28 protein-coding genes are annotated in these 25,890 nt (G+C 65.0%); 19 read left to right on the top strand and 9 right to left on the bottom strand.

Annotated features, from left to right (window positions below):
• Positions 1–139 precede the first annotated feature (139 nt).
• On the bottom strand, positions 140–2,860 hold the full coding sequence (acnA, locus tag BRA1253DRAFT_RS24705; RefSeq protein WP_007598848.1) for an aconitate hydratase AcnA: 2,721 nt from the start codon (positions 2,858–2,860) through the stop codon (positions 140–142).
• 242 nt (positions 2,861–3,102) lie between these two features.
• Here acnA and ccmA point away from each other — a divergent pair, with 242 nt between their 5' ends.
• The 5 genes from ccmA (at position 3,103) to BRA1253DRAFT_RS24680 (ending at position 6,337) form a co-directional block, all read left to right on the top strand.
• On the top strand, positions 3,103–3,705 hold the full coding sequence (ccmA, locus tag BRA1253DRAFT_RS24700) for a heme ABC exporter ATP-binding protein CcmA (RefSeq protein WP_007598847.1): 603 nt from the start codon (positions 3,103–3,105) through the stop codon (positions 3,703–3,705).
• Positions 3,706–3,985: 280 nt separating this feature from the next.
• The gene (ccmB, locus tag BRA1253DRAFT_RS24695) at positions 3,986–4,654 is read left to right on the top strand and encodes a heme exporter protein CcmB (protein WP_007598845.1); all 669 of its coding nucleotides are present in this window, start codon (positions 3,986–3,988) and stop codon (positions 4,652–4,654) included.
• A gap of 91 nt (positions 4,655–4,745) precedes the next feature.
• Positions 4,746–5,534 (top strand): heme ABC transporter permease, encoded by a 789-nt coding sequence (locus BRA1253DRAFT_RS24690; protein WP_007598843.1) that lies wholly within the window; start codon positions 4,746–4,748, stop codon positions 5,532–5,534.
• The gene (ccmD, locus tag BRA1253DRAFT_RS24685; protein WP_007598841.1) at positions 5,531–5,716 is read left to right on the top strand and encodes a heme exporter protein CcmD; all 186 of its coding nucleotides are present in this window, start codon (positions 5,531–5,533) and stop codon (positions 5,714–5,716) included. The genes BRA1253DRAFT_RS24690 and ccmD overlap by 4 nt, the downstream gene beginning before the upstream one ends.
• A gap of 24 nt (positions 5,717–5,740) precedes the next feature.
• The gene (locus BRA1253DRAFT_RS24680; RefSeq protein WP_007598840.1) at positions 5,741–6,337 is read left to right on the top strand and encodes a DsbE family thiol:disulfide interchange protein; all 597 of its coding nucleotides are present in this window, start codon (positions 5,741–5,743) and stop codon (positions 6,335–6,337) included.
• Between the two features lie 148 nt (positions 6,338–6,485).
• Here the strand turns inward: BRA1253DRAFT_RS24680 and BRA1253DRAFT_RS24675 are convergent, their stop codons facing one another.
• A complete protein-coding gene (locus BRA1253DRAFT_RS24675; RefSeq protein WP_007598838.1) occupies positions 6,486–7,088 on the bottom strand; it encodes a septation protein A in 603 nt (200 codons plus the stop codon).
• 3 nt (positions 7,089–7,091) lie between these two features.
• Positions 7,092–8,039 (bottom strand): signal recognition particle-docking protein FtsY, encoded by a 948-nt coding sequence (ftsY, locus tag BRA1253DRAFT_RS24670; protein WP_007598836.1) that lies wholly within the window; start codon positions 8,037–8,039, stop codon positions 7,092–7,094.
• Positions 8,040–8,099: 60 nt separating this feature from the next.
• Between ftsY and BRA1253DRAFT_RS24665 the strand changes: the two genes are divergently transcribed.
• Both BRA1253DRAFT_RS24665 and BRA1253DRAFT_RS24660 read left to right on the top strand, forming a co-directional pair.
• The gene (locus BRA1253DRAFT_RS24665) at positions 8,100–8,801 is read left to right on the top strand and encodes an RluA family pseudouridine synthase (RefSeq protein ID WP_007598835.1); all 702 of its coding nucleotides are present in this window, start codon (positions 8,100–8,102) and stop codon (positions 8,799–8,801) included.
• A 229-nt stretch (positions 8,802–9,030) separates the two neighbouring features.
• Complete coding sequence (locus BRA1253DRAFT_RS24660) at positions 9,031–10,140, top strand: DUF2336 domain-containing protein (protein ID WP_007598834.1); 1,110 nt, start codon at positions 9,031–9,033, stop codon at positions 10,138–10,140.
• Between the two features lie 184 nt (positions 10,141–10,324).
• Here the strand turns inward: BRA1253DRAFT_RS24660 and mtaB are convergent, their stop codons facing one another.
• Positions 10,325–11,578, bottom strand: coding sequence for a tRNA (N(6)-L-threonylcarbamoyladenosine(37)-C(2))-methylthiotransferase MtaB (gene mtaB, locus BRA1253DRAFT_RS24655; protein ID WP_007598833.1), 1,254 nt, complete (start codon positions 11,576–11,578; stop codon positions 10,325–10,327).
• Positions 11,578–12,453, bottom strand: coding sequence for a diaminopimelate epimerase (dapF, locus tag BRA1253DRAFT_RS24650; protein ID WP_007598832.1), 876 nt, complete (start codon positions 12,451–12,453; stop codon positions 11,578–11,580). The genes mtaB and dapF overlap by 1 nt, the downstream gene beginning before the upstream one ends.
• Before the next feature lie 220 nt (positions 12,454–12,673).
• Between dapF and BRA1253DRAFT_RS41705 the strand changes: the two genes are divergently transcribed.
• Complete coding sequence (locus tag BRA1253DRAFT_RS41705) at positions 12,674–13,423, top strand: GyrI-like domain-containing protein (RefSeq protein WP_083869895.1); 750 nt, start codon at positions 12,674–12,676, stop codon at positions 13,421–13,423.
• A gap of 5 nt (positions 13,424–13,428) precedes the next feature.
• Entirely contained in the window at positions 13,429–14,145 is a 717-nt protein-coding gene (locus tag BRA1253DRAFT_RS24640; RefSeq protein WP_035993901.1) for an SIMPL domain-containing protein, read from the top strand.
• A 196-nt stretch (positions 14,146–14,341) separates the two neighbouring features.
• On the opposite strand, the gene BRA1253DRAFT_RS24635 is transcribed toward BRA1253DRAFT_RS24640, so the two are convergent.
• Entirely contained in the window at positions 14,342–15,406 is a 1,065-nt protein-coding gene (locus BRA1253DRAFT_RS24635) for an MBL fold metallo-hydrolase (RefSeq protein ID WP_083869893.1), read from the bottom strand.
• A 449-nt stretch (positions 15,407–15,855) separates the two neighbouring features.
• On the opposite strand from BRA1253DRAFT_RS24635, the gene ffh reads away from it, so the two are divergent.
• From ffh to BRA1253DRAFT_RS24600, 7 genes are all read left to right on the top strand, one after another.
• Entirely contained in the window at positions 15,856–17,403 is a 1,548-nt protein-coding gene (gene ffh, locus BRA1253DRAFT_RS24630; RefSeq protein WP_007598828.1) for a signal recognition particle protein, read from the top strand.
• An 86-nt stretch (positions 17,404–17,489) separates the two neighbouring features.
• Positions 17,490–17,822, top strand: coding sequence for a 30S ribosomal protein S16 (rpsP, locus tag BRA1253DRAFT_RS24625; RefSeq protein WP_007598827.1), 333 nt, complete (start codon positions 17,490–17,492; stop codon positions 17,820–17,822).
• Between the two features lie 9 nt (positions 17,823–17,831).
• Positions 17,832–18,398: a ribosome maturation factor RimM gene (rimM, locus tag BRA1253DRAFT_RS24620; protein WP_007598826.1), complete on the top strand. Its 567-nt coding sequence runs from the start codon at positions 17,832–17,834 to the stop codon at positions 18,396–18,398.
• A 115-nt stretch (positions 18,399–18,513) separates the two neighbouring features.
• Positions 18,514–19,269 carry a tRNA (guanosine(37)-N1)-methyltransferase TrmD gene (trmD, locus tag BRA1253DRAFT_RS24615; protein ID WP_007598825.1) on the top strand — a complete coding sequence of 252 codons (756 nt, stop codon included), beginning with the start codon at positions 18,514–18,516 and terminating at the stop codon, positions 19,267–19,269.
• 110 nt (positions 19,270–19,379) lie between these two features.
• On the top strand, positions 19,380–19,766 hold the full coding sequence (rplS, locus tag BRA1253DRAFT_RS24610; protein ID WP_007598824.1) for a 50S ribosomal protein L19: 387 nt from the start codon (positions 19,380–19,382) through the stop codon (positions 19,764–19,766).
• A 325-nt stretch (positions 19,767–20,091) separates the two neighbouring features.
• The gene (leuC, locus tag BRA1253DRAFT_RS24605; protein WP_007598823.1) at positions 20,092–21,498 is read left to right on the top strand and encodes a 3-isopropylmalate dehydratase large subunit; all 1,407 of its coding nucleotides are present in this window, start codon (positions 20,092–20,094) and stop codon (positions 21,496–21,498) included.
• 95 nt (positions 21,499–21,593) lie between these two features.
• Positions 21,594–21,803 carry a hypothetical protein gene (locus BRA1253DRAFT_RS24600; protein ID WP_007598821.1) on the top strand — a complete coding sequence of 70 codons (210 nt, stop codon included), beginning with the start codon at positions 21,594–21,596 and terminating at the stop codon, positions 21,801–21,803.
• Between the two features lie 54 nt (positions 21,804–21,857).
• Here BRA1253DRAFT_RS24600 and BRA1253DRAFT_RS24595 read toward each other — a convergent pair whose 3' ends face one another.
• The 3 genes from BRA1253DRAFT_RS24595 to BRA1253DRAFT_RS24585 form a co-directional block, all read right to left on the bottom strand.
• On the bottom strand, positions 21,858–22,418 hold the full coding sequence (locus BRA1253DRAFT_RS24595; protein WP_007598819.1) for a hypothetical protein: 561 nt from the start codon (positions 22,416–22,418) through the stop codon (positions 21,858–21,860).
• Between the two features lie 152 nt (positions 22,419–22,570).
• Positions 22,571–22,831, bottom strand: coding sequence for a hypothetical protein (locus tag BRA1253DRAFT_RS24590; RefSeq protein WP_007598817.1), 261 nt, complete (start codon positions 22,829–22,831; stop codon positions 22,571–22,573).
• Between the two features lie 41 nt (positions 22,832–22,872).
• Positions 22,873–23,154 carry a hypothetical protein gene (locus BRA1253DRAFT_RS24585; RefSeq protein ID WP_035993898.1) on the bottom strand — a complete coding sequence of 94 codons (282 nt, stop codon included), beginning with the start codon at positions 23,152–23,154 and terminating at the stop codon, positions 22,873–22,875.
• 155 nt (positions 23,155–23,309) lie between these two features.
• Here BRA1253DRAFT_RS24585 and BRA1253DRAFT_RS24580 point away from each other — a divergent pair, with 155 nt between their 5' ends.
• The 3 genes from BRA1253DRAFT_RS24580 to BRA1253DRAFT_RS24570 all read left to right on the top strand — a co-directional run bounded on the left by BRA1253DRAFT_RS24580 (position 23,310) and on the right by BRA1253DRAFT_RS24570 (position 25,273).
• Complete coding sequence (locus tag BRA1253DRAFT_RS24580) at positions 23,310–23,711, top strand: metallopeptidase family protein (protein WP_007598813.1); 402 nt, start codon at positions 23,310–23,312, stop codon at positions 23,709–23,711.
• 89 nt (positions 23,712–23,800) lie between these two features.
• Positions 23,801–24,406 (top strand): 3-isopropylmalate dehydratase small subunit, encoded by a 606-nt coding sequence (gene leuD / locus BRA1253DRAFT_RS24575; protein ID WP_007598811.1) that lies wholly within the window; start codon positions 23,801–23,803, stop codon positions 24,404–24,406.
• A gap of 81 nt (positions 24,407–24,487) precedes the next feature.
• Positions 24,488–25,273, top strand: coding sequence for a hypothetical protein (locus BRA1253DRAFT_RS24570; RefSeq protein ID WP_007598809.1), 786 nt, complete (start codon positions 24,488–24,490; stop codon positions 25,271–25,273).
• Positions 25,274–25,890 lie beyond the last annotated feature (617 nt).

The following is a 25,890-nucleotide window of genomic DNA, read 5'->3' as shown; positions in this document are numbered from 1 at the left end:
ACCGTCCAAAGCGTGGGGTTCTCCGCCGGGCGGGCCCATCTGAAGCCTGCCGCAAACGCGTGAAGGCGGCCTTGTGATAGGCCGCCTTCGTGTAACCTACTACTCACTTCGCAGTGAGCCACCGTTCACAAGTCCGCGCTTACGCCGCGAGCTTGCGCAGCACGTAGTGCAAGATGCCGCCGTTGCGGTAGTATTCCAGCTCGTCCAGCGTATCGATGCGGCAGAGCAGCGAAACGCGCTGCAGCGAACCGTCGCCGGAGACGATCTCCGCGGTCAGCTTCTGGCGCGGCTTGAGCTCGCCGACGAGGCCGCGCAGCGTGACCTTCTCGTCGCCCTTCAGACCGAGCGACGACCAGGAGGTGCCGTCCTCGAACGTCAGCGGCAGCACGCCCATGCCGACCAGGTTGGAGCGGTGGATGCGCTCGAAGCTCTGGCAGATCACGGCGCGCACGCCGAGCAGACGCGTGCCCTTCGCGGCCCAGTCGCGCGAGGAGCCGTTGCCGTATTCGGCGCCGGCGAACACCACCAGCGGCACCTGCTCCTGCTGGTACTTCATCGCGGCGTCGTAGATCGACATCTGCTCGCCGTCTGGCCAGTGTTTTGTCAGACCGCCCTCAGGGATATTTCCATCCGCGCCCTTGAGCATGAAGTTCTTGATGCGGATATTGGCGAAGGTGCCGCGCATCATGACTTCATGGTTGCCGCGCCGCGTGCCGTACTGGTTGAAGTCGGCCGGACGTACCTGGTGTTCGCTGAGATATTTGCCGGCGGGCGAGGTGAGCTTGATCGAACCGGCCGGCGAGATGTGGTCGGTGGTGATCTTGTCGCCGAACATGGCGAGGATGCGGGCCTCGACGATGTCGGTGACCGGCTCCGGCTCCTTCTTCATGCCTTCGAAATAGGGCGGGTTCTGCACATAGGTCGAGCTCATGTTCCAGCGATAGGTCTCGCTCTCGACCGTCTTGATCTTGCGCCAGTTGGTGTCGCCCTTGAACACATCGGCATACTTCTTCTTGAAGATCGACGCGGTCACGAACTTCTTCATGAAGGCGTTGATCTCCTTCGTCGTCGGCCAGATGTCCTTCAGGTAGACCGGCTTGCCGTCCTTGCCTTCACCGAGCGGTTCGATGGCGAGGTTCTTGGTGACGGTGCCCGCGAGCGCGTGGGCGACCACGAGCGGCGGCGAGGCCAGATAGTTCGCCTGCACGTCCGGCGAGACGCGGCCTTCGAAGTTGCGGTTACCGGAGAGCACGGCAGCCGCGACAATGCCGTTGTCGTTGATCGACTTCGAGATCTCCTCGGGCAGCGGACCGGAATTGCCGATGCAGGTGGTGCAGCCGAAACCGACCAGGTTGAAGCCGACCTTGTCGAGATCGGCCTGGAGACCGGAATCGGCGAGATAGGCCGCCACCACCTGACTGCCCGGGGCGAGCGAGGTCTTCACCCACGGCTTTGCCTTGAGGCCCTTCGCGGCGGCGTTGCGCGCCAGCAGACCGGCGCCGATCAGCACGCTCGGGTTCGAGGTGTTCGTGCAGGAGGTGATCGCGGCGATGACGACGTCGCCATGGCCGATGTCGAACTTCTTGCCCTCGACGGCAAAGCGCTTCGCCGGCTCCTCGGCCTTCTTGTATTCGGTGGCGAGCGCGAGCGAGAAGCCCTCGGCCACGGACGGCAGCGCAATGCGGCCTTCGGGGCGCTTCGGACCGGCCATCGACGGCACGACGTCACCGAGGTCGAGCGTCAGCGTCTCCGTGAACACCGGATCGGCCGACTTGGCGGTGCGGAACAGCCCTTGCGCCTTCGCATAGGCCTGCACCAGCGCGACGCGCGCCGAGGCGCGGCCGGAGGTCTTGAGATAATCGAGCGCGGCGGCGTCGACCGGGAAGAAGCCGCAGGTCGCGCCATATTCGGGCGCCATGTTGGCGATGGTCGCCTTGTCGGCGACCGAGAGATGGTCGAGGCCGGGGCCGAAGAACTCGACGAACTTGCCGACAACGCCGAGCTTGCGCAGCATCTGCGTCACCGTCAGCACGAGGTCGGTCGCGGTGACGCCTTCCTTCATCGCGCCCTTCAGCTTGAAGCCGACGACGTTGGGCAGCAGCATCGACAGCGGCTGGCCGAGCATGCAGGCTTCGGCCTCGATGCCGCCGACGCCCCAGCCGAGCACGGCGAGACCGTTGACCATGGTGGTGTGGGAATCGGTGCCGACCAGCGAGTCGGGATAGGCGACCTCGAAGGTGCCGGTCTTCTTGCCGACCGTCATCTTCTCCTTCTTGGTCCAGACCGTCTGGGAGAGATATTCGAGATTGACCTGGTGGCAGATGCCGGTGCCGGGCGGCACGACGGAGAAGTTCGAGAACGCCTTCTGGCCCCATTTCAGGAACTCGTAGCGTTCCTGGTTCTGCTTGTATTCCTCGGTGACGTTCTTGCCGAACGCCTTGTTGTCACCGAAGAAGTTCACGATCACGGAGTGGTCGATGACGAGGTCGACCGGCACCAGCGGATTGATCTTCTCGGCATCGCCGCCAAGCTTCTGCATCGCGTTGCGCATCGCGGCGAGATCGACCACGGCGGGGACGCCGGTGAAGTCCTGCATCAGCACGCGCGCCGGGCGGAAGGCGATCTCATGCTCCAGCGACTTCTTGCGCAGCCACTTCGACACCGCGACGATGTCTTCCTTCTTGACCGAGCGGCCGTCCTCGTTGCGGAGCAGGTTCTCGAGCAAGACCTTCATCGAATAGGGGAGTTTCGAAATTCCCTTCAGACCATTCTTCTCGGCCGTGGGCAGGCTGTAATAGACATAGGTCTTGGCGCCGACCTTGAGGGTCTTTTTGCATTTGAAGCTGTCGAGCGAGGTCATGTAGGAAATCCCAATTGTTAGTTATACCCGGCAGGGTATTTTAACACCGTCAGCGTAGGCAGGCTGAGTCGCTTGCAGGGGCAGGTTGAGTTGCTGCATCAAGTAGTTCCGGGCTTATAGAAGCTTTCTAACCGCGCCGCCACAGCCACAAACGTGCCGCGGCAATCCGCGAGCCAAAAATTCCCATACGCTACCCCAAGTTTTCCTGAGGCCTGACGTTGAGCGGGCTGGTACGAGGCGAGATGCAGCTTTCCGGACATGGGGTCACATGCGTGCGGGGCGGCCGCGAGGTGTTTGCCGGGCTCGATTTCGGGGCCGGCTCCGGCGAAGCCGTGGCGGTCGTGGGCCGCAACGGATCGGGCAAGACCTCGCTGCTGCGGCTGATCGCGGGCCTGCTCATTCCGGCGGGCGGCACGATCGCGCTGCACGGAGGTGACGCCGAGCTGACATTGCCGGAGCAATGCCATTATCTCGGTCATCGCGACGCCCTGAAGCCAGCCCTGAGCGTGGCGGAGAATCTGACGTTCTGGGCCGATTTCTTGGGCGGCGAGCGTTTCGACGCCGGCGAGAGCCTCGCCACCGTCGGGCTCGACCATGCCGCCGATCTGCCCGCCGCCTTCCTGTCCGCAGGCCAGCGCCGCCGGCTCTCGCTGGCCCGCCTGCTGACCGTCCGCCGGCCGGTCTGGCTCTTGGACGAGCCGACCACGGCACTGGATGTCGCGGGCCAGGACATGTTTTCCGGATTGATGCGCGAGCACTTGGCGCGCGGCGGCCTGATCGTCGCCGCCACCCACGCCCCCCTCGGGATCGATTCGCGGGAGCTGCGGATCGGGGGTGCGGTGTGATTCCGATGGACCCTCAGTTTTCCGAGCGGCGGGGTGCCGCTCTCTCCGTTCCCTCCCCCCTTGTGGGGGAGGGTCAGGGAGGGGGGTGCGGCGGGCGACACTTTCTCGGATCAAGCGCTGGAAAAACGGGCTATCTGTTGCTGGCCGCGCGCGAACGATCCGCATCTCTCCCGGGGCCACCCCTCTCCCCCGCCCTCCCCCACAAGGGGGGAGGGAGCGCAGTTTGCCCTGGGCACCAGCCGAGCTCTTATGGCCGTCTCGCCGTGGAAAGAGCCACCCCATGACCGCCCTGTCTGCCCTGATCCGCCGGGACATCCGGATCGCGCTCCGCGTCGGCGGCGGGGCATTGATTGGCGTGCTGTTCTTCCTGACCGTGGTGGTGCTGATGCCGTTTGCGGTGGGGCCGGATCTGGCACTGCTGTCGCGGCTCGGGCCGGCGATCCTGTGGCTGGGGGCGCTGCTGGCGAGCCTGCTCACCCTGGACCGGCTGTTCATGGCCGACCACGAGGACGGCTCGCTCGACCTGATCACGATGAGCCGGACCCCGCTGGAACTCGCCTGCGCGGCAAAGGCGCTGGCGCATTGGCTGGCCGCCGGCCTGCCGCTGATCGTCGCAACCCCCGTGCTCGGCCTGCTGCTCAACCTCGACATGGTGGCGACCGGCGCGGTGGCGCTGACACTGCTCGCCGGCACCCCGGCGCTGACGTTCACCGGCATGATCGGCGCGGCGCTGGCGGTGACGCTGCATCGTGGCGGATTATTGATGGCCGTCCTGGTGCTGCCGCTGTCGATCCCGGTGCTGATCTTCGGGGTCGCGGCCTCGCAGGCGGTGATCGTCGGCCCCATGACGTTCGGCGCGCCGTTCTCGATCCTGTGCGCGCTGTCGCTGGTCAGCCTCGTGATCGGCCCGTTCGCGGCTGCGGCGAGCCTGAAGCATGGGCTGGATTGAGATGGGCTGGACTGACCTTGACCCCGATCAACTTTCGCTGCGGACTTTCGTGCTGATTGCGTGAGCGCTTACCTGTGATTATCAGGATACCATGACGCTGATCGACCTCGCCAACCCCACACGGTTCCTCGCGCTGACGGCGCGGCTGCTGCCGTGGCTTGCGGCTGCGACAATCATCCTGCTCGCGATCGGGCTCTATCAGTCCGCCACCGCGCCCGACGACTATCAGCAGGGCGCGACGGTGAAGATCATGTTCATCCACGTGCCCAATGCCTGGCTGTCGATGTTCGTGTGGGGCGTGATGAGCATCGCATCGTTGGGCACGCTGGTGTGGCGACATCCGCTCGCCGACGTCGCCGCCAAAGCGGCAGCTCCGATCGGCGCCGCCTTCACCTTCCTTGCGCTGCTGACGGGCTCGCTGTGGGGCCGGCCGATGTGGGGCACCTATTGGGAATGGGACGCGCGGCTGACCTCGGTGCTGATCCTGTTCCTGATGTATCTCGGCCTGATGGCGCTGTGGCGCGCGGTCGACGATCCCTCCCGCGCGGCTCGCGCCGCCGCCGTGCTGACGCTGGTCGGCGCGCTCAACCTGCCCATCATCAAGTTCTCAGTCGACTGGTGGAACACGCTGCACCAGCCGGCGTCAGTGATGCGGATGGGCGGCTCGTCGCTCGACAGATCGTTTCTGATTCCGCTGCTGGTGATGGCGGTCGCGTTCACCCTGCTGTTCGTCACGCTGCACATCGCGGCGATGCGCAACGAGATTTTGCGCCGCCGCGTCCGCTCGCTGCAAATGATGCAGGCGAGCCGTGTGGCGTTTTCAGAAATCGGCACCGGCTCGCGTGAGGGCAGCACGTCAAAAGAAGTCGGGGCTGCATGATCATGTCGCTCGGTCCCTACGCGCCCTTCATCGTGACATCCTATGCCGCGGCCGCCCTCGTGGTCGTGATCCTGATCGGCTGGATCGTGCTCGATTATCGCAGCCAGACACAGCGCCTGCGCGAGCTCGAGCGCAGCGGCGTGACCCGCCGCTCCGGCCGTAGCGCGACGGATCGGCCATGAGAGATCGAGAATGAGCGAGCAATCATGAGCGAGCAATCGACGTCCGCTCCGCCACAGCGCCGCACCTTCCTGATGGTGCTGCCGCTGATCGCCTTCATCGGCCTGGCGCTGTTGTTCTGGTTCCGGCTCGGCAGTGGCGATCCCTCGCGAATCCCTTCCGCGCTGATCGGACGCCCCGCGCCGCAAACCATGCTGCCGCCGCTCGAGGGATTGCAGGCTGACAACGCGCAGATCCCCGGCCTCGATCCCGCCGCGTTCAAGGGCAAGGTCAGCCTCGTCAATGTCTGGGCGTCCTGGTGCGTGCCGTGCCACGACGAGGCGCCGCTGCTGACCGAACTGGCAAAAGACAAGCGCTTCCAGCTCGTCGGCATCAACTACAAGGATGCCGCCGACAATGCGCGGCGCTTCCTGGGGCGCTACGGCAACCCGTTCGGCCGCGTCGGCGTCGATGCCAACGGCCGCGCCTCGATCGAATGGGGCGTCTATGGCGTGCCGGAGACTTTTGTCGTCGGTCGCGAAGGCACCATCGTCTACAAGCTGGTGGGACCGATCACGCCGGAGAATTTGCGGACGGTGTTGTTGCCGCAGATGGAGAAGGCGTTGAAGGCGGCGGGGAGCTGATCGCCGCTCTCGTGCCCCGGACGCTGCGCAGCGCGTGAGCGGTGCGCTGCAGAGCCGGGGCCCATGTCACAGCGCGACGCGTTGCCTTCTGGGTCCCGGCTCTGCGCAGCAGCGTTTCACGCTGCAGCGCGTCCGGGACACGGGACCCTCACCCCTTCCGCACATCCCCCGCCTCGGCCTCGCTCGCTTCCAGCGACGCCGGCTCGAGGTGATAGCGCTTGGTCAGCGGCATCTGGGCAATGGCGAAGATCATCGTGATCGGGGTGACGCCGAACACCTTGAAGTTGACCCAGAAGTCGGTGCTCTGGGTGCGCCAGACGATCTCGTTCAGCACCGCCATGCCGGCGAAGAACAGCGCCCAGCGCAGCGTCAGGATGCGCCAGCCCTGCGGCGTCAGATTGAACATCTGGTCGAACATCACGGCGATGAAGGAGCGGCCGAACAACAGGCCGCCGCCGAGGATCGCGGCAAACAGGGCGTAGATGATGGTTGGCTTGAGCTTGATGAAGGTCTCGTCGTGCAGCACCAGGGTCAGCGTGCCGAACACCAGCACGATCACGCCTGTCACGATCGCCATGATCGGGATGTGGCGCGTCACGACATAGGAGGCGATCATCGCCGCGACGATCGCGACCATGAAGGCGCCGGTCGCGGCGAACAGATTGAACTTCGCATTCACGAAGAAGAACACGAGCAGCGGGCCGAGCTCGGTCGCGAGCTTGAACAGCGGATGCGGCTGGGTCTTGTCCATTCTTCAGCTTTCGATTCCGGCAATCGCGCGGGCGAAATCGCGCGCGGTGAACGGCGCGAGATCGTCGACGCCTTCGCCGACGCCGATGAAATGCACCGGCAGTTTGAATTTCTCCGCGAGCGCCACCAGAATGCCGCCGCGGGCGGTGCCGTCGAGCTTCGTCATCACGAGGCCGGTGACGCCGGCGGTGCGATGGAAGGCCTCGACCTGCGACAGCGCGTTCTGGCCGACGGTGGCGTCCAGAACGAGCAGCACCGCATGCGGCGCAGTCGCGTCCACCTTGCGGATGACGCGCACGACTTTTTCGAGCTCGTTCATCAGCTCGGCCTTGTTCTGAAGCCGCCCGGCGGTGTCGATCAGGAGCACGTCGGTGGCCTGCTCCTTCGCCGCCGTCAGCGCGTTGAAGGCGAGGCTCGCCGAATCCGAGCCTTGTGCGCCCGATATGACGGGGGTCCTGGTGCGTTCGCCCCAGACCTTGAGCTGCTCGATCGCTGCGGCGCGAAACGTGTCGCCGGCCGCCAGCATCACCTTGCGGCCTTCGGACACGAATTTTTGCGAGAGTTTCCCGATGGTGGTGGTCTTGCCGGAGCCGTTGACGCCGACCACCAGGATGACGAACGGCTTCTTGCCGGCGTCGATCTCGAGCGGTTTCGCCACCGCCGCCAGCACCTTCTCGACCTCGGTCGCGACGACGTCCTTGACTTCGTCCGCCGAGATCGCCTTGTCGTAGCGCCCGGTGCCGACCGCATCCGCGATCCGCACCGCGACCGAGGTGCCGAGGTCGGCGCGCAGCAGCACGTCCTCGATGTCGTCGAGCATGGCGCGGTCGAGCTTGCGCTTGGTGACGAGGTCGGCGACCGCGGTCCCGAGCGAGGACGAGGTGCGCTTCAGCCCGTCGGACAGGCGGCGCCACCAGCTCAGCTTGGGGGTCTCGGGGGTGGTATCGTTCATGGTGGCGGTGTGTTAGCCGTTCCGGCTCGCAAACGAAAGTCTTGACCGAAAGTCCTGCAATTGCTCGATGTTCCCGAATTGACCGCCGAGGAAATCTTAGGCCGCGTGCTCCATCGCGACGGATTGATGCTGGTCATCGACAAGCCGGCCGGCCTGCCGGTGCATCGCGGACCCAAGGGCGGGGCCAATCTGGAAACCTCCTTCGACGCGCTTCGTTTCGGCCTGCCGCGGCCGCCGGTGCTGGCCCACCGGCTGGACAAGGACACCTCCGGTTGCCTCGTGCTCGGCCGCCATCGCAAGGCGACGGCGTCGCTCGGCCTGCTGTTCAAGCATGGCAAGATCGGCAAGACCTACTGGACCATCGTCGAGGGCGGCCCCACTGAGGACGAAGGCACCATCGACATGCCCCTCGGCCGGCTCAATGCCGAGCGCGGCTGGTGGCAGAAGCCCGATCCCGAGGGCCAGAAGGCCATCACCAACTGGAAGGTAATGGGCCGGGGCGACGGCCTGACCTGGCTCGCCATGGAACCGGTGACCGGACGGACCCATCAATTGCGGGTGCATTCGTCGGCGACCGGCTGGCCGATCTTCGGCGATAACATTTACGGCAACGGCCCGCGCTTCGGCGAGCCGAAGCTACACCTGCATTCCCGCGAGATCGTGGTGCCGATCTCTCGGAACAAGGAGCCGGTCCGCGTGGTGGCGCCGGCCCCACCCCACATGCACGAGCGGCTCCGGGCCTGCGGGTGGAACGGAGAATAATCCTGTCAGTCCCTCATGGTGAGGAGGCCGCGTAGCGGCCGTCTCGAACCATGCAGGCCCGCATCTCGCCCGCGGCCATCCTTCGAGACGCCCGCTTTGCGGGCCCCTCAGGATGAGGGCAGTGCCCGCCGCGCTCCCTATAGTTTACGAAACGTTCAGTGCTCGTCGCTAATGATAATGGTTGCTTAGAACAAGCTTCCGTCAATCTGCTCAGGACGAGCTGCGCGTCATGTCCACGGCCGAATTATCGATCATCGACGAGGTCGAGTCCGCGCTTCGGACTGGCTCGGCGGAAAAGGGCCTGGCAACAGCCCGCCGCGTCACCGACCTGTTCCTGTCCTCCGCCGGCAGTTTCGATGACGAGCAGATCGCCCTGTTCGACGACGTGCTCGATCGCCTGATCGGCACTATCGAGCTCCGCGCCATCGCCGACATGGGCGCACGCGTTGCGCTCGCCGAGATCAGCGCGCAGCTCGCCCCGATCGCGCAGGCGCCGCCATCGGTCATTCGCCGCCTCGCCAACAATGACGAAATCCGCATCGCCGGTCCCGTGCTGCAGGAATCCGCGCGCCTCGACGATGGCGCGCTGGTGCAGATCGCATCATCCAAGGGCGAGCCGCATCTGCTCGCGGTCGCCGGACGTTGGTGGCTGAAGGAGATCGTCACCGATGCATTGCTGGCGCGGCGCTATCCCAGCGTCAGCCGGCGGCTCGCCGCCAATCCCGGCGCGCGCGTGTCCGGAAACGGATTTGCTGTCATCGTCGGACAAGCCGAGGCCGATCCCGAGCTCGCGGTCAGCGTCGGCGTCCGCGTCGATCTGCCGTCAGACCTGCGCCGTCAATTGCTGCGCTCGGCGAGCGATGCCGTGCGGACCCGTCTGTTGTCGCGCGCGCCGCCGCATCTGTTCGAGGAGATCCAGACCGCGATCGCCGCCGTCACCGTCGGTGTCGAGCGCGAGATGTCGGGGGTCCGCGATTTCGAAGGTGCCAAGCGCGCCGTCGCAGGCCTCAAGGCGACCGGCCAGCTCAGCGAAGCGACGCTGCTCGGCTTCGCCACGCAGCGGCGCTACGAAGAGGCGGTGGCCGCATTGGCCGCATTGTCGGGATCGACCGTCGAAGTGATTCGCCCGCTGATGCAAAGCCTGCGCGAGGACGGCCTGCTGGTGCCATGCAAGGCGGCGCAGCTCACCTGGGAAACCACCGCCGCCGTGCTCGAAAGCCGCTTTGCGAGCGGCGCGATGAAGCCCGCCGATATCGCAAGGGCTCAAAGCAACTACGCGCGCATGACCCCGGAGAATGCGCGGCGGACGCTGCGGTTCTGGCAGGTGCGGGCGTTGTAGGCGCGTTAGAGACGCTGCGCGCCAAATATTCCGCCGTCGTCCTGGCGGAAGCCAGGACCCATAACCACCGAATTCAGTTTGGCGAAGACTGCTAGTTGGCCGTCGCGTGCGACAACTTCTCCATGGGGTAATGGGTCCTGGCTTTCGCCAGGACGACGGCGGAGCAAGTTCAGCGTCTCGAGAGCTAAACCGTCAGCCGCGCGCCATCACGACCGGCGATCCGCAGCGGCACGACGCTGCCCATTCGCTCGCCCGCAATCGCCACCGGCAGATAGTGCTCCGTCCGTCCCTGCTCCTCGCTCTCGATCAGCACCTCGCGCGCGGCGCCGATCTCGGCTTGCAGCCGCTGCAGAAGCGCAGCTTCACCGGCCGCACGCAGCCGCTTCGCACGCTCCTTGATCGCACCGCCCGCCACCTGCGGCATCCGCGCGGCCGGCGTGCCGGGACGCGGCGAATAGGGGAAGACGTGGAGGAAGGTCAGGCCGCATTCCTCGACCAGATCGAGCGAGCGCGAGAACATCTCCTCGGTCTCGGTCGGAAAGCCCGCAATGATATCGGCGCCCAGCGCGATATCCGGGCGCAGGCGACGGACCTGGCCGCAGAACGCGATGGCGTCGCCGCGCGTATGCCGCCGTTTCATCCGCTTCAAGATCATGTCGTCGCCCGACTGCAGCGACAGGTGCAGATGCGGCATCAGCCGCGAATCCTCGGCGATTGCATCCAAGAGATCGCTGTCCGCCTCGATCGAATCGATCGATGAGATGCGCAGGCGCCTCAGCTCCGGCACATGCCGCAAAATCTGCTTCGTCAGCAGGCCGAGTTTCGGCGCGCCCGGCAGGTCCGTGCCGTAACTGGTGAGGTCGACGCCGGTCAGCACGATCTCGGCATGGCCGCGCTCGACCAATGCCCGCACCTGATCGACCACGGCGCCCATCGGCACCGAGCGCGAATTGCCGCGCCCGAACGGGATGATGCAGAAGGTGCAGCGATGGTCGCAGCCGTTCTGCACCTGCACGAACACGCGCGGCAGGCCGCTCGCAAAGCCGTCGACGAGATGCGGCGCCATCTCCTTCACCGACATGATGTCGCTGACGGCGATTTTTTCGCTGGCACCGAGATCGAACGCCGCACGCGCCTCGCGCCATGCGGACGACCGCATCTTGTCGTCATTGCCGACGACGCGATCGACCTCGGCCATCCCGGCGAACATGCCGCTTTGCGTCTGCGCGGCGCAACCGGTGACGACGATGCGCGCTCCCGGCCGCTCGCGCTTCAGCTTGCGGATCGACTGCCTCGCCTGCGCCACCGCCTCGTTGGTGACGGCGCAGCTGTTGATGACGATGGTGTCGGAGAGCCCCGCGCCCTCGGCCTCGCGGCGGATCACCTCGGCCTCGAAGGCATTGAGGCGGCAGCCGAAGGTGACGATATCGACGGTCATCAGCCGACCGGCGCGAACAGCGCCGGATCGAAACTGCCTTCATATTCGAAGGTCGCCGTGCCCGTCATCAGCACGTGATCGTCGCGCTCGCGCCATTCGATGCCGAGCTTGCCGCCGGGCAGCGTGATCTCGACATTGCGCTCGGCGCGCTTCAGCCGCGCCGCCGCGACCGCCGTGGCACATGCGGCCGAGCCGCAGGCCCTGGTCAGGCCGGCGCCGCGCTCCCAGGTGCGGATCGTGATGTGCTGGGGATCGACGATATGGGCGAGCGTGATGTTGGCGCGCTCCGGGAAGATCGGATGGTTCTCCAGCAGCGGACCGAAACGCTCGAGGTCGTAGGCGTTGACGTCATCGACCCAGAAGATCGCATGCGGATTGCCCATGCTGACCACCGAGGGCGAATGCAGGATCGGATTGTCGATCGGGCCGATCTGCAATTCGATGTAGCGGGTGTCACGGAATTCCTGGTCGAGCGGAATGTCCTGCCAGCCGAATTTTGGCGCGCCCATGTCCACCGTATAAAGATCCGGCGCCGGACCCTGCCAGGCGTTGAGCAGGCCCGCGGCCGTCTCGAACGTTGCCTTGCTCTGGCCGGTCTTCTCGAAGATGCGGCGCACGACGCAGCGCATGCCGTTGCCGCAGGCTCCTGCCTCGGAGCCGTCACTGTTGTAGATGCTGATGAACGCTTCGGTGCCCTCGAAGCGCGGCTTCTGCAGCACCATGAGCTGATCAAAGGGCACGCCGCCTCGCGCCGATGCCACCGCGCGGGCATCGTCCGCGGTGACCTTTGAGGTGGAATCGCGCATGTCGACAACGACGATCTCGTTGCCGATGCCGTTCATCTTGGCAAATGCGTGGTTGGCCAGCGCGCTCATGAAAATTCCCGAATTTCGCCTGCCTTATATGGCGATCCTTGGCCCTCTTGGCCAGTAATTTGCCGACAACAGCCAGGAGGCTGCCATGACGCATCTGTCATGGGACGAATTCGGCGCTCGCGTGTTAGAACGGCGAAATTCGCGCGATCCGGGACATGCGGCCGGGTTAAGGCCTCGGGGACGTAAGGCCTTGGCGGATAAGCTATTGGGGAGAATAAAAATGTTCAGGTTTCGTCGTCTCGCTTTAGCCGCGCTGATCCCGGCAGCGGCCTTGTCGTTTGATCTGTCCGCCACGCTGGCCCAAACGCCGAGCCCGGCGCCGGCCGCATCAGCGAGCCCCTCGCCGGCTCCGTCGGCCTCGCCCGCCCCCGCGGCAAGTGCCTCACCCGCACCCGTGGCCACCCCGTCGCCGGCGGCAAGCGCCTCGCCCTCGCCCGCAGCCAGTGCCTCACCGAGCCCGGCCGCCCCGCCGCCCGCTGCGGCCGCGACGCCGGCTCCCGTGCAGACGGCCGATCCCTTCGGACAGGAGACCACGCTCGAGCCCAAGAAGGTCGTGATGGTCAAGGGCACTGCCAATTGGGACTCTGCCTTCGACACGCTGATCGACGCCTTCAAGGCGCTGAACACGTTGCTGGACAAGCAGGGCATCAAGCACGCCGGCAATTCGATGATCGTCTACACCTCGACGGACGACACCGGATTCACCTTCCTTGCCGAGATCCCGGTCGAGCAGGACCCGAAGAACCTGCCGAAGGACATGAGCGTCGGCAAATCGCCGGAGGGCAAGGCGTTGAAATTCGTCCATCGCGGCTCCTACGACAACATGGACAACACCTATGAGGCGATCACCAATCACCTCGACGACAAGAAGCTGGAAGCCAAGGACACCTTCATCGAGGAATACCTCACCGATCCCCTGAAGACGGCCGAGGACAAGCTCGTGATCAATGTTTTCGTGCCGCTGAAATGAGACCGATGAAAAAGCCAGCCATCCTTTTGACGTCCCTTGTTACGTCCTTTGCCGCCGGGCTGCTGGTAACGCCCGCGCTCGCCGACGATTTTCCGTCCGCGATTTCGGTGAGCGGCGAAGCCACTATCTCCGCCGCGCCTGATCTGGCGCAGATCGACGCCGGCGTCGCCAACGACGCCAAATCCGCGAAGGAAGCCTCCGACGCCAACAACGCCGCGATGGGCAAGGTGCTGCTGGCGCTGAAGGGCGCAGGCATTGACGAGAAGGATTACCAGACCTCGCGGCTGTCGCTGCAGCCGCAATACGGCCAGAACAAATCCACCGGCGCCTCGCCCGTAGTCGGCTTCCGCGCCTCAAACCGCGTCACCGTGAAGATCCGCGACGTGACCAAGGTCGCCGCCATCATCGACACACTGGTCGGCGCCGGCGCCAACGATATCGGCAACATCTCTTTCGAGGTCACGCAGGCCTCAAAACTGCTCGACGATGCCCGCGAGAAGGCTGTCGCAGACGCCCGCCGCAAAGCGGAGATCTACGCCAAGGCCACTGGCGTCGCGCTCGGCGCGCCGCTGAGTGTGTCCGAAGGCGGCGCTCCGATGCCGCTGTTCAAGGGACGCATGGCCGCAGCGCCGATGGCCGCAGGCGGCGCAGCCGTTGCGCCCGGCGAGGAAACGCTGGCGGTGACGGTGAATGTGAGCTGGGCGATCAAGCAGGGGCAGTGAGGCCGCAAGAGGCACGCTGCGGCGCCAATTTCAGGCGTCGTCCTGGCGAAAGCCAGGACCCATTACCCCAGGGCGTGGTTATAGCGCGAAGCAGCTAACCCGACTGTTCGCCAAACTACTCCCTGTGGTAATGGGTCCTGGATCAGCGCTCGCTCCGCTCGCTTGTCCAGGACGACGGGTTGTTTGCTTGATGGAGTCAGATCTCCACCACCTGCCCGGGCTTCATCGCCACGAACCGCTCCTGCGGAACCTTCGCGGCGTCGAGCGCCTCGACCAAGGCCTTCGCCGGCGCATCGATTGCTTCATCGGTCAGCTGAAACGTGCCGTGGTGATGCCCGAGTGCTTTCTGCGCGCCGCAATCCGCCAGCGCCTTCACCGCGTCTTCCGGGTTCATGTGCTGATCGCGCATGAACCAGCGCGGCTCGTAGGCGCCGATCGGGAGGATCGCCAGACGGAGCGGCCCGTGCTTGTCGGCGACGCGGCGGAAATGCCCGCCATCGCCATAGCCGGAATCGCAGACGACGTAGATTTTCCCCGCAGGCGTCTCCAGCACGAAACTCGCCCACAGCGCCTTGTTGCGATCGAACATGCCGCGCGCCGACCAGTGCCGGGTCGGCACCAGCGTCACGGCGATGCCGCCGCCGAGCTCGACGCGATCGTGCCAGTCGAACGCTTCCACCTTGATCGTCGCATCGGTGCTGCGCATCGTGACGTCGTTGCCGAGCGGGGTCACCACACGCGGGGCGAAATTCTTGGCGAGCCGCGACAACGTCGCCATGTCGAGATGATCGTAATGGCCGTGCGAGACCAGCACGGCATCGATTTTCGGCAGCTTGTCGAAGGCAATGCCGGGATCGTTGTGCCGCTTCGGCCCGGCAAAGCTGACGGGCGAGACCCGCGAGGACCAGACCGGATCGACGAGAATGTTGAGGCCGCCGGTCTGGATCAGCCAGCTGGCGTGGCCGACGAAGGAGAGCCGCACCTTGTCGCCCTCGACGCGCGCCGGCGGGGTATCGGCATGGGGGCTCGGCGCCCAATCCGGCCAGGTCGCGCGCTGCCGCTTGCCGCCGAACTGCCAGCGCAGGACCTCACGAAGCGATCGTGGCGGCGCGCCGTCCGGATCGAAGAAGGTCAGTCCGTCGAAATGGTCGGAGACCGGGCCGTCATAGGTTTTCATGCGGGACATCCAAAGGGAGGGCACACCGACCAATGCGCTGGCCCCGGCGAGCAGTCCGAAAAGGCGGCGGCGGGTGATCGGCACGGATCTGGCTTCAGGGATGGTCGGAGCGGCAGGACATCACCGCTATATGGGCGGGGTCTGCGGAAAAGGAACCCAATGCCGAAAATGTCATATTTTCAAGGCCTTGCCCTCCCGAAGGCGTCCCGGCGTCCTAACTTTCCTTGACTTTCGGGCGGGAGCGGCGTTTAACCCCCGGCACTTTCTCGGAAAGGCTTTCTTTTCGACCCGCCCACTGGCCCCAGAGGCCAGAGGCCAACGCCCGACAGCGCGATGCGCCCTCGGGCGTAAAGGTGTTTGGAAGATCGCTCGCCCAAGTGAGTGGTCATCCCCCGCGAAGGCGGGGGATCCAGTATCCCGGACGCGGCTCGGCTAGAACCGGAAAGCCACGGCGTACTGGATGACCCGCCTTCGCGGGGCATGACAACAGTGAATACGGCAACCCTGCGTAAGCAGGACAAGGGACAACGGCATTGTTCGACAATCTGTCGGAACGGCTTGGCGGCATTCTCGATCGTCTGACGGGGCGCGGTGCGCTGACCGAAAAGGACGTCGACGCCGCCATGCGCGAGGTGCGCCGCGCGCTGCTGGAAGCCGACGTCGCCCTCGAAGTGGTGCGCAGCTTCACCGAGCGGGTCCGCGAGCAGGCGATCGGCGCCACCGTCGTCAAATCGGTGACGCCCGGCCAGATGGTGGTCAAGATCGTCCATGACGAGCTGATCAACACGCTCGGCGCCGAAAGCCAGACCATCGACATCAATTCCGTGCCGCCGGTGCCGATCATGATGGTCGGCCTGCAAGGCTCCGGCAAGACCACCACCACCGCAAAGCTCGCCCGTCGCATGGTCCAGCGCGACAAGCGCAAGGTGCTGATGGCGTCGCTCGACATCTACCGTCCTGCGGCGATGGAGCAGCTGGCCGTCCTGGGCCGCGATCTCGACATTCCGACACTGCCGATCGTCGCCGGCCAGCTGCCGGCGCAGATCGCGAAGCGCGCGCTGGAGGCCGGCAAGCTCGGCGGCTACGACGTCGTGCTGCTCGACACCGCCGGCCGCACCACGCTCGACGAAGAGATGATGGCGGAAGCAGCAGCCATCAAAGCCGCCGCCAATCCGCATGAAGTGCTGCTGGTGGCGGACAGCCTCACCGGCCAGGACGCCGTCAACCTCGCCCGCGCCTTCGACGAGCGCGTCGGCCTCACCGGCATCGTGCTGACACGAGTCGATGGCGACGGCCGCGGCGGCGCCGCGTTGTCGATGCGCGCGGTCACCGGCAAGCCGATCAAGCTGCTCGGCACCGGTGAAAAGACCGATGCGCTGGAGGATTTCCATCCCGACCGTATCGCCGGCCGCATCCTCGGCATGGGCGACGTGGTGTCGCTGGTCGAACGCGCTGCGGCCAATATCGATGCGGAAAAGGCTGCGCGCACCGCCGAGCGGATGCGCAAGGGTCAGTTCGACCTCAACGACATGCGCGAGCAGCTGTCGCAGATGGCGAACATGGGCGGCATCAGCGGCCTGATGGGCATGATGCCCGGCATCGCCAAGATGAAGAACCAGATCGCGGCCGCCGGCATCGACGACAAGATCTTGAAGCGCCAGGTCGCGGTGATCGATTCCATGACGCGCGACGAGCGCCGTCATCCCGATCTGCTCAAGGCCAGCCGCAAGAAGCGTATCGCCGCAGGTTCCGGCCAGAGCGTCGAGCAGGTCAACAAGCTGCTCAAGATGCACCGGAACATGGCCGACATGATGAAGGCCATGGGCTCCGGCAAGCGCGGTCCGCTCGCGGGCATCGCCCAGGCGATGGGTTTTGGCGGCGGCATGAAGCCGCCTTCGCCGGAAGAGATGAAGGCGCTGCAGGAAAAGATGCAGGGCGGCGGCGGACAAGGTTTGCCCAGCCTGCCGAAGGATTTGCCGCCCGGGCTGCGCCAGGGTCTGCCGAACGTTCCAGGCCTGACCGGGCTGAGCGGCAAGCCGATGCTGCCGGGCCTCGGCGGTTTCCCGGGCAAGAAGAAATGAGGAATTCGTCGCGGGAGATCGCAACGGTCTCGCGCAACGCGGAATACCAATCAACCGAACAAAACGTACTTTGAAGGAGAACTTAGATGTCCGTCGTTATCCGTCTCGCCCGCGCAGGCACCAAGAAGCGCCCCGTCTATCACGTCGTCGTCGCCGATTCGCGCTTTCCCCGCGACGGTCGCTTCATCGAGCGTCTCGGCTATTTCAACCCGCTGCTGCCGAAGGACAACGAGACCCGTCTGAAGCTCGACATGGACAAGGTGAAGGCCTGGCTCGCCAAGGGCGCGCAGCCGTCGGACCGCGTGTCCCGCTTCCTCGACGCCGCCGGCGTCAAGAAGCGCGAAGTGCGCAACAATCCCGAGAAGGCCGTGCCGCGCAAGGAGCGCAAGGCGCAGGCCGAAGCCGCCGCGAAGGGTTAAGGCCAGATCATGCCGGCGCTGGTCTGCGTCGCGCGGATCGGCGCCGCGCATGGTGTGCGCGGCGCGGTCAAACTGTGGACCTTTACCGAGGATCCATTTGCCGTGCGGAGCTACGGCCTGCTCTCGTCCAAGGATGGCAAGCGCCAGTTCGAGGTCGCAACGGCGCGCGCGGCCAAGGATCATCTGGTTGCGACGTTCAAGGGCGTCACGACCCGCGATGAGGCCGAGCGCCTCAACGGCATCGAGCTCTACGTCGCGCGCGAAAAGCTGCCCGCGACGGACGAGGGCGAATATTACCACACCGATCTGATCGGGCTCGCCGCCGTCACCACGGCCGGCGATGCGCTCGGCCGCGTGCTCGCGATCCACAATTTCGGCGCCGGCGACATCATCGAGATCGCGCCGCCCACGGGGACCACGATGCTGCTGCCGTTCACGGACGCGGTGGTGCCGGAGGTCGATCTCACAGGGGGCCGCGTCGTGATCGCGCTGCCGCAGGAAATCGCGGGGGAGGATCCCTCCCCGGGTCGTCCCGGCCTAGTGCGCAACTTGCGCACGGGGGGCCGGGACCCATAACCACAGGCCAGAATTTTTAGCTAAACTGATCGCTCCAGCCGTCGCCAAACGAAGTGCGGTGGTTATGGGTCCCATCTGCGCTCCGCTTGTCCGGGACGACAATAACTGAGATCCGATGACCAACCCCTCACCCTGGCGCGCGACGGTGCTGACGCTGTTTCCGGAGATGTTTCCGGGGCCGCTCGGCGTGAGCCTGGCCGGCCGGGCGCTGGCTGGCGGGCTCTGGGAACTGGAGGCGCGGGACATCCGGGCCTCGGCTACCGACCGCCATCGCAGCGTCGATGACACCCCGGCCGGCGGCGGACCGGGCATGGTGCTTCGGGCCGATGTTCTGGCGGCCGCGATCGATGCCGCCGGGATCGGCCCGGACCGGCCGAAATTGCTGATGAGCCCGAGAGGTCGGCCATTGACCCAGGCCCGCGTCCTCGAACTGGCCAAGGGTCCGGGTCCCCTGATCGTCTGCGGGCGGTTCGAGGGGGTGGACCAGCGCGTGATCGACGGGCGAGGCCTGGAGGAGGTCTCGATCGGGGATTACGTCCTCTCCGGCGGTGAAATCGCGGCCCTGGCCCTGATCGACGCCTGTGTTCGGCTGCTGCCGGGCGTGATGGGCAAGGAAGCCTCGGGAACCGAGGAAAGCTTCTCCGACGGCCTGCTCGAATACCCCCAATACACCCGGCCGCAGCTGTTCGAGGGGGCACCGATCCCTGATATCCTGACCTCCGGTGACCATGCCAAGGTCGCCAGCTGGCGGCGGGCGGAATCCGAGGCCCTGACGGCGGCCCGGCGACCGGATTTGTGGGCCCGGATCCCGAGCAAAGTCCCGAATCGGGCAGGACGCCAAAAAACGCCAAAAAACAAGACAGACGGGTGACAAACGCTCCGGCTTGCCTTATAGCAGCGGCCACATCCGCAATGGCTGGATAAACGAATTTCGCGCAGCCCCCGTTTTCCAAGGCTGGGCGCGCCGATGGAGATTTACCCATGAACCTGATCCAACAGCTCGAAAAAGAGCAATTCGACAAGCTCTCCGCCAACAAGGAGATCCCGGAGTTCGGCCCCGGCGATACCGTGATCGTCAACGTGAAGGTCGTCGAAGGCGACCGCACCCGCGTGCAGGCCTATGAAGGCGTTTGCATCGGCCGTTCCGGCGGCGGTCTCAACGAGAGCTTCACGGTGCGCAAGATTTCGTACGGCGAAGGCGTGGAGCGCGTGTTCCCGGTGATGTCGCCGATGATCGACTCGATCAAGGTGGTGCGCCGCGGCAAGGTGCGTCGCGCCAAGCTCTATTATCTCCGCAACCTTCGCGGCAAGTCGGCCCGCATCGTCGAGAAGAAGCAGGACCGCCCGGCTGCTGCCGTCAACGAGTAAGCTCCGCTTACATGCGAGTTTCCAAAAGCGCGGGGCCAAACCCCGCGCTTTTTTGTTGCGTCAGCCGTGCGCGTCAAAGCCCTCGCGATTCCAGTTCGGCCTGCTATATATTCTTGGAATGTTTCCAGATTTGACCAGCCTCTCGCCCGTCAAGCGCGTCGTCATCGACGATCGCTCGCGGCTGCCCGGCCGGTTCTTCGGACGCTTCGCGACCTCGGCAACGTCAGAGCTTACGCGCGCAGCCTAAAAGCTGCGCTGACGATTTCGTTGCCCCGCGCGCCAGCCGCGCAACCCGCTCTACACAACATTCCTGGAGCTGACGCTCATGCCCAAGCCGACCACATTGTACGACAAGATCTGGAACGACCATCTGGTGCACGAAGCCGAGGACGGCACCTGCCTGCTCTATATCGATCGCCATCTGGTGCACGAGGTCACTTCACCGCAAGCGTTCGAAGGCCTGCGCGCCACCGGCCGCAAGGTCCACGCGCCCGAGAAGACGCTGGCCGTCGTCGATCACAACGTGCCGACCACCGACCGCACCAAGCCGAACCCCGACCCTGAAAGCATCGAGCAGATCAAGGCACTGGCCGACAACGCCAGGGAGTTCGGCATCGAATATTACGACGAGTTCGACAAGCGTCAGGGCGTCGTCCACGTCATCGGCCCCGAGCAGGGCTTCACGCTGCCCGGCACCACCATCGTCTGCGGAGACAGCCACACCTCGACGCACGGTGCGTTCGGCGCGCTCGCGCACGGCATCGGCACGTCGGAAGTCGAACACGTGCTGGCGACGCAGACGCTGATCCAGAAGAAGGCGAAGAACATGCGCGTCACCGTCGACGGCAAATTGCCGGATGGTGTGACGGGCAAGGACATCATCCTGGCGATCATCGGCGAGATCGGCACCGCAGGCGGCACCGGCTACGTGCTCGAATACGCCGGCGACGCGATCCGTGCGCTCAGCATGGAAGGCCGCATGACGGTCTGCAACATGTCCATCGAAGGTGGCGCGCGCGCCGGCCTGGTCGCGCCGGATCAGAAGGCGTTCGACTTCCTGCGCGGCCGCCCGAAGGCACCGAAGGGCGCGGATTGGGACGCGGCGATGCGTTACTGGGAGCGCTTGCGCTCGGACGAGGGCGCGCATTTCGACCACGAGCTGCGGCTCGATGCCGCAAAGCTGCCGCCGATCGTGACCTGGGGCACGAGCCCTGAAGACGTGATCTCCGTCACCGGCAGCGTGCCCGATCCCGACAAGATCGCGGACGAGGCCAAGCGCCTGTCGAAGCACCGCGCGCTGAAATATATGGGCCTGACCGCGGGGACGAAGATCACTGACATCAAGCTCGACCGCATCTTCATCGGCTCCTGCACCAACGGCCGGATCGAGGATCTGCGCGCCGCCGCGAAGATCGCGGAAGGCAAGCAGGTCGCAGGCGGCGTCAACGCCATGGTCGTGCCGGGCTCCGGCCTCGTGAAGGAGCAGGCCGAGGCTGAAGGTCTGGACAAGATCTTCATCAACGCCGGCTTCGAATGGCGCGAGCCCGGTTGCTCGATGTGCCTCGCGATGAACCCCGACAAGCTGGCTCCGGAAGAGCGCTGCGCCTCGACCTCGAACCGCAACTTCGAGGGCCGCCAGGGCTTCAAGGGCCGCACCCATCTGGTGTCGCCGGCGATGGCGGCGGCCGCGGCGATCGCAGGTCACTTCGTCGACATCAGGGAGTGGCGGTAAGCCGCTCGTTTTAATTTGAGCGATCGCGGCAAACCGCCGTTAATCGGTAGCGCCGACACTGCGTCCTCGCGAACATTTCGCGAGGACACGAGCTCATGGCCAGCAAGCCTGAATATGTCGATCTGATCAGCGCGGCGACGCCCCAGCACCGGCGGCGCGCGGCACCGCTGCGCATGGTCGCCAAGCCCGAGGTCGAGGAGACCTCGAAGCTCAGCCGCTGGCCGCCGGCGATGTTCAAGCAATGGAAGATCGAGAACCTGACGCGATGGACGTCGGCGTCGTGGAAACTGAAGGATTGGCTTTAAGCCACCGGATGAACAAAGGGCGCCGTCGAGGCGCCCTTTTCATTTCGATCGTGCTTACCAATAGCGGTACGGATGGTGCCAGCGATGCCGGCGGCAGACGCGGCGCGGGCCGTAATAGGTCCAGATGACCCGGCATCGGCGCGGATGGCTGTAATAGGGATAGTAGCCGCCGTAATAGCGCCGATGAAAATGGCGATAGCCGTAATGCGGGCGATAGATGCCGTAGCGGTGGAATCCACCTCCGCCATAGTGGCGAACTCCGCCGTAGCGATAGCCGCCGCCATGAAACGCGGGCGCGGCGCGGAAGCCACCAGCATGGAAACCACCGCCGCGGAAGCCACCGATATGTCCTCCGCCACCGTGGAAGCCGCCTCCACCGTGGAAACCGCCGCCGCCATGAAAGCCGCCGCCACCATGCCCACCGCCGCCACCGCCGCCGTGGCGAACCGGGATCACATCGTCACTTGCGGCCTTCGCCACAGGCAACGCCGTCGGATTGATTGGAGTCATCGCCTCAGCACGACGCGTCGTTCCGGCCGACAGCATCAGCGTCGCGGCGGCCGCAATGCCGAGCAAGCGCATCGGGCTTGCCCTGAGACCCAATATTCTCAGCATCGACTTCTCCCTGAATCTGGACAGCGGAGTTGCGACGCTCGCTCCCGGCGTGCGTCATCCCTGTTCATTGGCGGTCGCTCCCAAGATTAAATTAGGGACAGCGACGTGAATGCCTCATGAATGAACGACGGGCGCAGCATCGCGCCGCGAGGTCACCGCCACGGCCCGAAGCCGAGCACGAACGGTGCGGGCACGCCGTAGGGATAAGGACGGTAGTAGACCGGCCGCGCGTAGTAATGCGGATCACGACGCGGGGCGTATCGCACGACGTCGGACCGCACATGTCGGCGCCCGTCGAACACCGCGCGCCCGGCCGACGCATCGGGCAGCTTCGTCACCCTGTGCGCAGCGGACGCGTGAGACAGGCCTGCGGCAAGCCCGACGCCAACCGCCAATGCGAACCATCTCGTCATGACGACCTCCGCCTCAGCGCGCGACGGGCACGGCGTTCGTATCAGCCCCGGCGCCAGTAGCAGCTCATATGCGGCACGATCACCGTGCCGCTGGGGCGAAATTCCTGCACATAGGTGGCGTTGCACTCGCGGACCGCATCGGGACCGGGATTGTAACGGGGATAGACGCCATCCGGACTGTAATAGGGCGTGACGCGCAGGCGCGCCGGGGGCCGCTTGCGCGGCGGCGGCAGATCGTCTCGCGAGGCCGCCTGGGCCAGCCTGATCCCGGGAGCCGCGGTCTGGGCCTCCGCGCCAACGCAAAACTGCGAAAACAACCCCATGCACAGTAGCGTCAGCGCTGTTTTCGCTCCCATTTTTCCGCCCATCTGAACGTCCACTTCGAGGCCCTAGGCTCCCCGTTTTGACGGCGCCCGTCAACCTCGCCGCGCTTATAAAGCCGGATGCATCGCCGCGAAACCCACGCTATGAGAAGCCCATGTGGACGGAATTGAAAGCACCCTCGCTGGCCGAGATGGAAGCGATGGCGCATGAAGTGTTCGAACGCCTGCCGGCGGAGTTTCGTAGGCTGTGCGAGGGCGTGATCATCCGCGTCGACGACTTCCCCACCGAGGAAGTCCTGGACGAGATGGCATGCGAGAGCGAGTTCGACCTGCTCGGCCTGTTCCAGGGCGTCGGCCTGCCGCAGCAGAGTTTTGGCGACGTGGCGCGGCTGCCCAACATGGTGTGGCTCTACCGCCGGCCGATCCTGGATTACTGGGCCGAGCACGACGAAAGCCTCGGCCATATCGTTCGCCACGTCCTGATCCACGAGATCGGCCATCATTTCGGCCTGTCGGACGACGATATGGCCGCGATCGAGGCTCAAGAGCCCGGTTAGGCAGACGAGATCTGCCGAATTCGGCCTAGGATTTCCGCCCCGATCGCGATAAATACCGGTTCCCTAGACCACCCCGGGAAAGCGCAACCATGGACAAGTTCACCACGCTGGAAGGCGTCGCGGCGCCGCTGAAGATCATCAATGTCGATACCGACATGATCATTCCGAAGCAGTACCTCAAGACCATCAAGCGCACCGGCCTTGGCAAGGGGCTCTTCTCCGAGCAGCGCTACAAGGACGACGGCAGCGAGAATCCCGATTTCGTCCTCAACCAGCCCGCCTATCGCAATGCGAAGGTGCTGGTCGCCGGCGACAATTTCGGCTGCGGCTCGAGCCGCGAGCATGCGCCCTGGGCGCTGCTCGACTTCGGCATCCGCTGCGTGATCTCGACCTCGTTCGGCGACATCTTCTACAACAACTGCTTCAAGAACGGCATTCTGCCGATCCGCGTGGCCCAGGAAGACCTCGACAAGCTGTTCGACGACGCCGAGCGCGGCGCCAACGCGACGTTGACGATCGATCTGCCGAACCAGGAGATTCGCGGCCCCGACGGCGGCATGGTCAAGTTCGAGATCGACCCGTTCCGCAAGCACTGCCTGATCAACGGCCTCGACGACATCGGCCTGACGATGGAGAAGAAGGCCTCGATCGATACCTATGAGGAGAAGCTCAAGCGCGAACGCGCCTGGGCCTGATCTCAAGTTTTTGTTTGAGCCCCGGTGCTGACAGCGCCGGGGCTTTTTCTTTGCCAGCGTTGTCCTCTATAGCTTGCGCCCATGTTGCCTGACATCGTCACCTTCTGGCACGGCCCAATGGACGCCCTGCGCCAGACCTGTCTGCGCTCGCAGCTGGCTGCCGGCCACAAGGTCACGGTCTACAGTTTCGACACCATTCCCGGCCTGCCCGCAGGCGTCGGCAACGCGGACGCCGAGGCGATCCTGCCGCATGCGTTCTCCGAACGATTGCGACCGCCGCAGCCGGACGGCAGCTGGCGCGACTGGACCACGCTTCAGTTCAGCGACTTCTTCCGCATGAAGCTGATGGCGAAGGGCCTCGGCCTCTGGCTCGACGCCGACGTGCTGCTGCTGAGGCCCGTCGAGATCGATCCGGCAAAGCCCTACTTCGCGTGGGAGCGTCCGCGCCAGCTCGGCAATTCCGTGATTTACCTTCCGCCCCGGCACGGCATCGTTGCCGCCTTCGAAGAGCTGATGGAGCAGGAGGAGCTGACGCCGAACTGGCTGTCGATACGCCATCGCGTCACGTTTGCGATGCGCCGCCTGCGCGGCGGCTCGAACCGCCTCTCCGATATCCGTGTTGCGATCTTCGGCCCGGCGGCACTCACCGCGCTCGCGCGCCGCACCGGCGAGCTGCACTGCGCCTTGCCGAAGCAATCGTTCTACGCCGTGCATGCCGAGCCAAAACTGTTCTTCGATCCCTCGAGCTATCTCGGCCTCGTCACCGACCGCGAGATCATCGGCCTGCACATCTCGCCCAAGGGAAGGGGTGGTGAGAAGCCGATTCCGGGTAGTCTTTATGCATGGGCGACGGAGCGGTTCGGCTAACGCCTGATGGGATGAGACTCGCCCGGCGCCGCGACGGCGGTGTGTCCAGCGGATGGATGGGTAACAAAACAGACCGGATGGATGGGTAACAGTCGTTCATGATTTGGTCGGCTGCGGCACGAGCAGCAAGGTCCAACCGTGCAGAAATCTGCCGTCAAGGTCGTGCCCGGACGGGTGTCTGGTTGCGGCCTTAAACAAGATAGTCCTGCCGTCCTAGCGGGAGTTGCATTAGCCTGCCGGGGGTTTCAGCCGCTTCGTTCCCATTTCGGACTAGCTGATCCGCCGCAATGGACCTGCACTCAGATCGGACTACTTCGCTCCCGAGCGCATCAAATTGTCTGCAGCCAGATCATTTGCTGCTTCGTCCAATTGAAATTGGTTTAGCCGCCGCCATTGTACTTTGCCGGTCTCCACAAACGTCGGCTCGTGCAATGGTCACGTCCGACCTGCACAGTAGCCATATGGCAATATTAATTAATGCAATGGCGCGGCACTGCCGCCGGAATTCGGCGTTCCGATGCTGTTTGTCGACGGATTTCACCAACGACTGTCGGCTTGTGCCGACGGCGCTCCAGGGACCGACAATTACAGCGATTGACCTGCAATACCGTCACCTT

This window comes from Bradyrhizobium sp. WSM1253, assembly GCF_000244935.1.
Classification (GTDB): Bacteria; Pseudomonadota; Alphaproteobacteria; order Rhizobiales; family Xanthobacteraceae; genus Bradyrhizobium; species Bradyrhizobium canariense.
This window is presented reverse-complemented; position numbering and strand designations above follow the sequence as displayed.

Bases quoted from the DNA above. Each gene is read 5' to 3' on its own strand.
- leuD (WP_007598811.1), top strand. From the start codon at position 23,801: ATGGACAAGTTCACCACGCTGGAAGGCGTCGCGGCGCCGCTGAAGATC.
- acnA (WP_007598848.1), bottom strand. From the start codon at position 2,860: ATGACCTCGCTCGACAGCTTCAAATGCAAAAAGACCCTCAAGGTCGGC.
- BRA1253DRAFT_RS24660 (WP_007598834.1), top strand. From the start codon at position 9,031: ATGTCCACGGCCGAATTATCGATCATCGACGAGGTCGAGTCCGCGCTT.
- BRA1253DRAFT_RS24680 (WP_007598840.1), top strand. From the start codon at position 5,741: ATGAGCGAGCAATCGACGTCCGCTCCGCCACAGCGCCGCACCTTCCTG.
- BRA1253DRAFT_RS24690 (WP_007598843.1), top strand. From the start codon at position 4,746: ATGACGCTGATCGACCTCGCCAACCCCACACGGTTCCTCGCGCTGACG.
- BRA1253DRAFT_RS24590 (WP_007598817.1), bottom strand. From the start codon at position 22,831: ATGACGAGATGGTTCGCATTGGCGGTTGGCGTCGGGCTTGCCGCAGGC.
- BRA1253DRAFT_RS24570 (WP_007598809.1), top strand. From the start codon at position 24,488: ATGTTGCCTGACATCGTCACCTTCTGGCACGGCCCAATGGACGCCCTG.
- ftsY (WP_007598836.1), bottom strand. From the start codon at position 8,039: ATGAACGATACCACCCCCGAGACCCCCAAGCTGAGCTGGTGGCGCCGC.
- ccmB (WP_007598845.1), top strand. From the start codon at position 3,986: ATGACCGCCCTGTCTGCCCTGATCCGCCGGGACATCCGGATCGCGCTC.
- rplS (WP_007598824.1), top strand. From the start codon at position 19,380: ATGAACCTGATCCAACAGCTCGAAAAAGAGCAATTCGACAAGCTCTCC.
- ccmA (WP_007598847.1), top strand. From the start codon at position 3,103: ATGCAGCTTTCCGGACATGGGGTCACATGCGTGCGGGGCGGCCGCGAG.
- dapF (WP_007598832.1), bottom strand. From the start codon at position 12,453: ATGAGCGCGCTGGCCAACCACGCATTTGCCAAGATGAACGGCATCGGC.
- leuC (WP_007598823.1), top strand. From the start codon at position 20,092: ATGCCCAAGCCGACCACATTGTACGACAAGATCTGGAACGACCATCTG.
- BRA1253DRAFT_RS41705 (WP_083869895.1), top strand. From the start codon at position 12,674: ATGTTCAGGTTTCGTCGTCTCGCTTTAGCCGCGCTGATCCCGGCAGCG.
- BRA1253DRAFT_RS24600 (WP_007598821.1), top strand. From the start codon at position 21,594: ATGGCCAGCAAGCCTGAATATGTCGATCTGATCAGCGCGGCGACGCCC.
- BRA1253DRAFT_RS24675 (WP_007598838.1), bottom strand. From the start codon at position 7,088: ATGGACAAGACCCAGCCGCATCCGCTGTTCAAGCTCGCGACCGAGCTC.
- BRA1253DRAFT_RS24595 (WP_007598819.1), bottom strand. From the start codon at position 22,418: ATGCTGAGAATATTGGGTCTCAGGGCAAGCCCGATGCGCTTGCTCGGC.
- BRA1253DRAFT_RS24585 (WP_035993898.1), bottom strand. From the start codon at position 23,154: ATGGGGTTGTTTTCGCAGTTTTGCGTTGGCGCGGAGGCCCAGACCGCG.
- mtaB (WP_007598833.1), bottom strand. From the start codon at position 11,578: ATGACCGTCGATATCGTCACCTTCGGCTGCCGCCTCAATGCCTTCGAG.
- ccmD (WP_007598841.1), top strand. From the start codon at position 5,531: ATGATCATGTCGCTCGGTCCCTACGCGCCCTTCATCGTGACATCCTAT.
- trmD (WP_007598825.1), top strand. From the start codon at position 18,514: ATGACCAACCCCTCACCCTGGCGCGCGACGGTGCTGACGCTGTTTCCG.
- rimM (WP_007598826.1), top strand. From the start codon at position 17,832: ATGCCGGCGCTGGTCTGCGTCGCGCGGATCGGCGCCGCGCATGGTGTG.
- rpsP (WP_007598827.1), top strand. From the start codon at position 17,490: ATGTCCGTCGTTATCCGTCTCGCCCGCGCAGGCACCAAGAAGCGCCCC.
- BRA1253DRAFT_RS24580 (WP_007598813.1), top strand. From the start codon at position 23,310: ATGTGGACGGAATTGAAAGCACCCTCGCTGGCCGAGATGGAAGCGATG.
- BRA1253DRAFT_RS24640 (WP_035993901.1), top strand. From the start codon at position 13,429: ATGAAAAAGCCAGCCATCCTTTTGACGTCCCTTGTTACGTCCTTTGCC.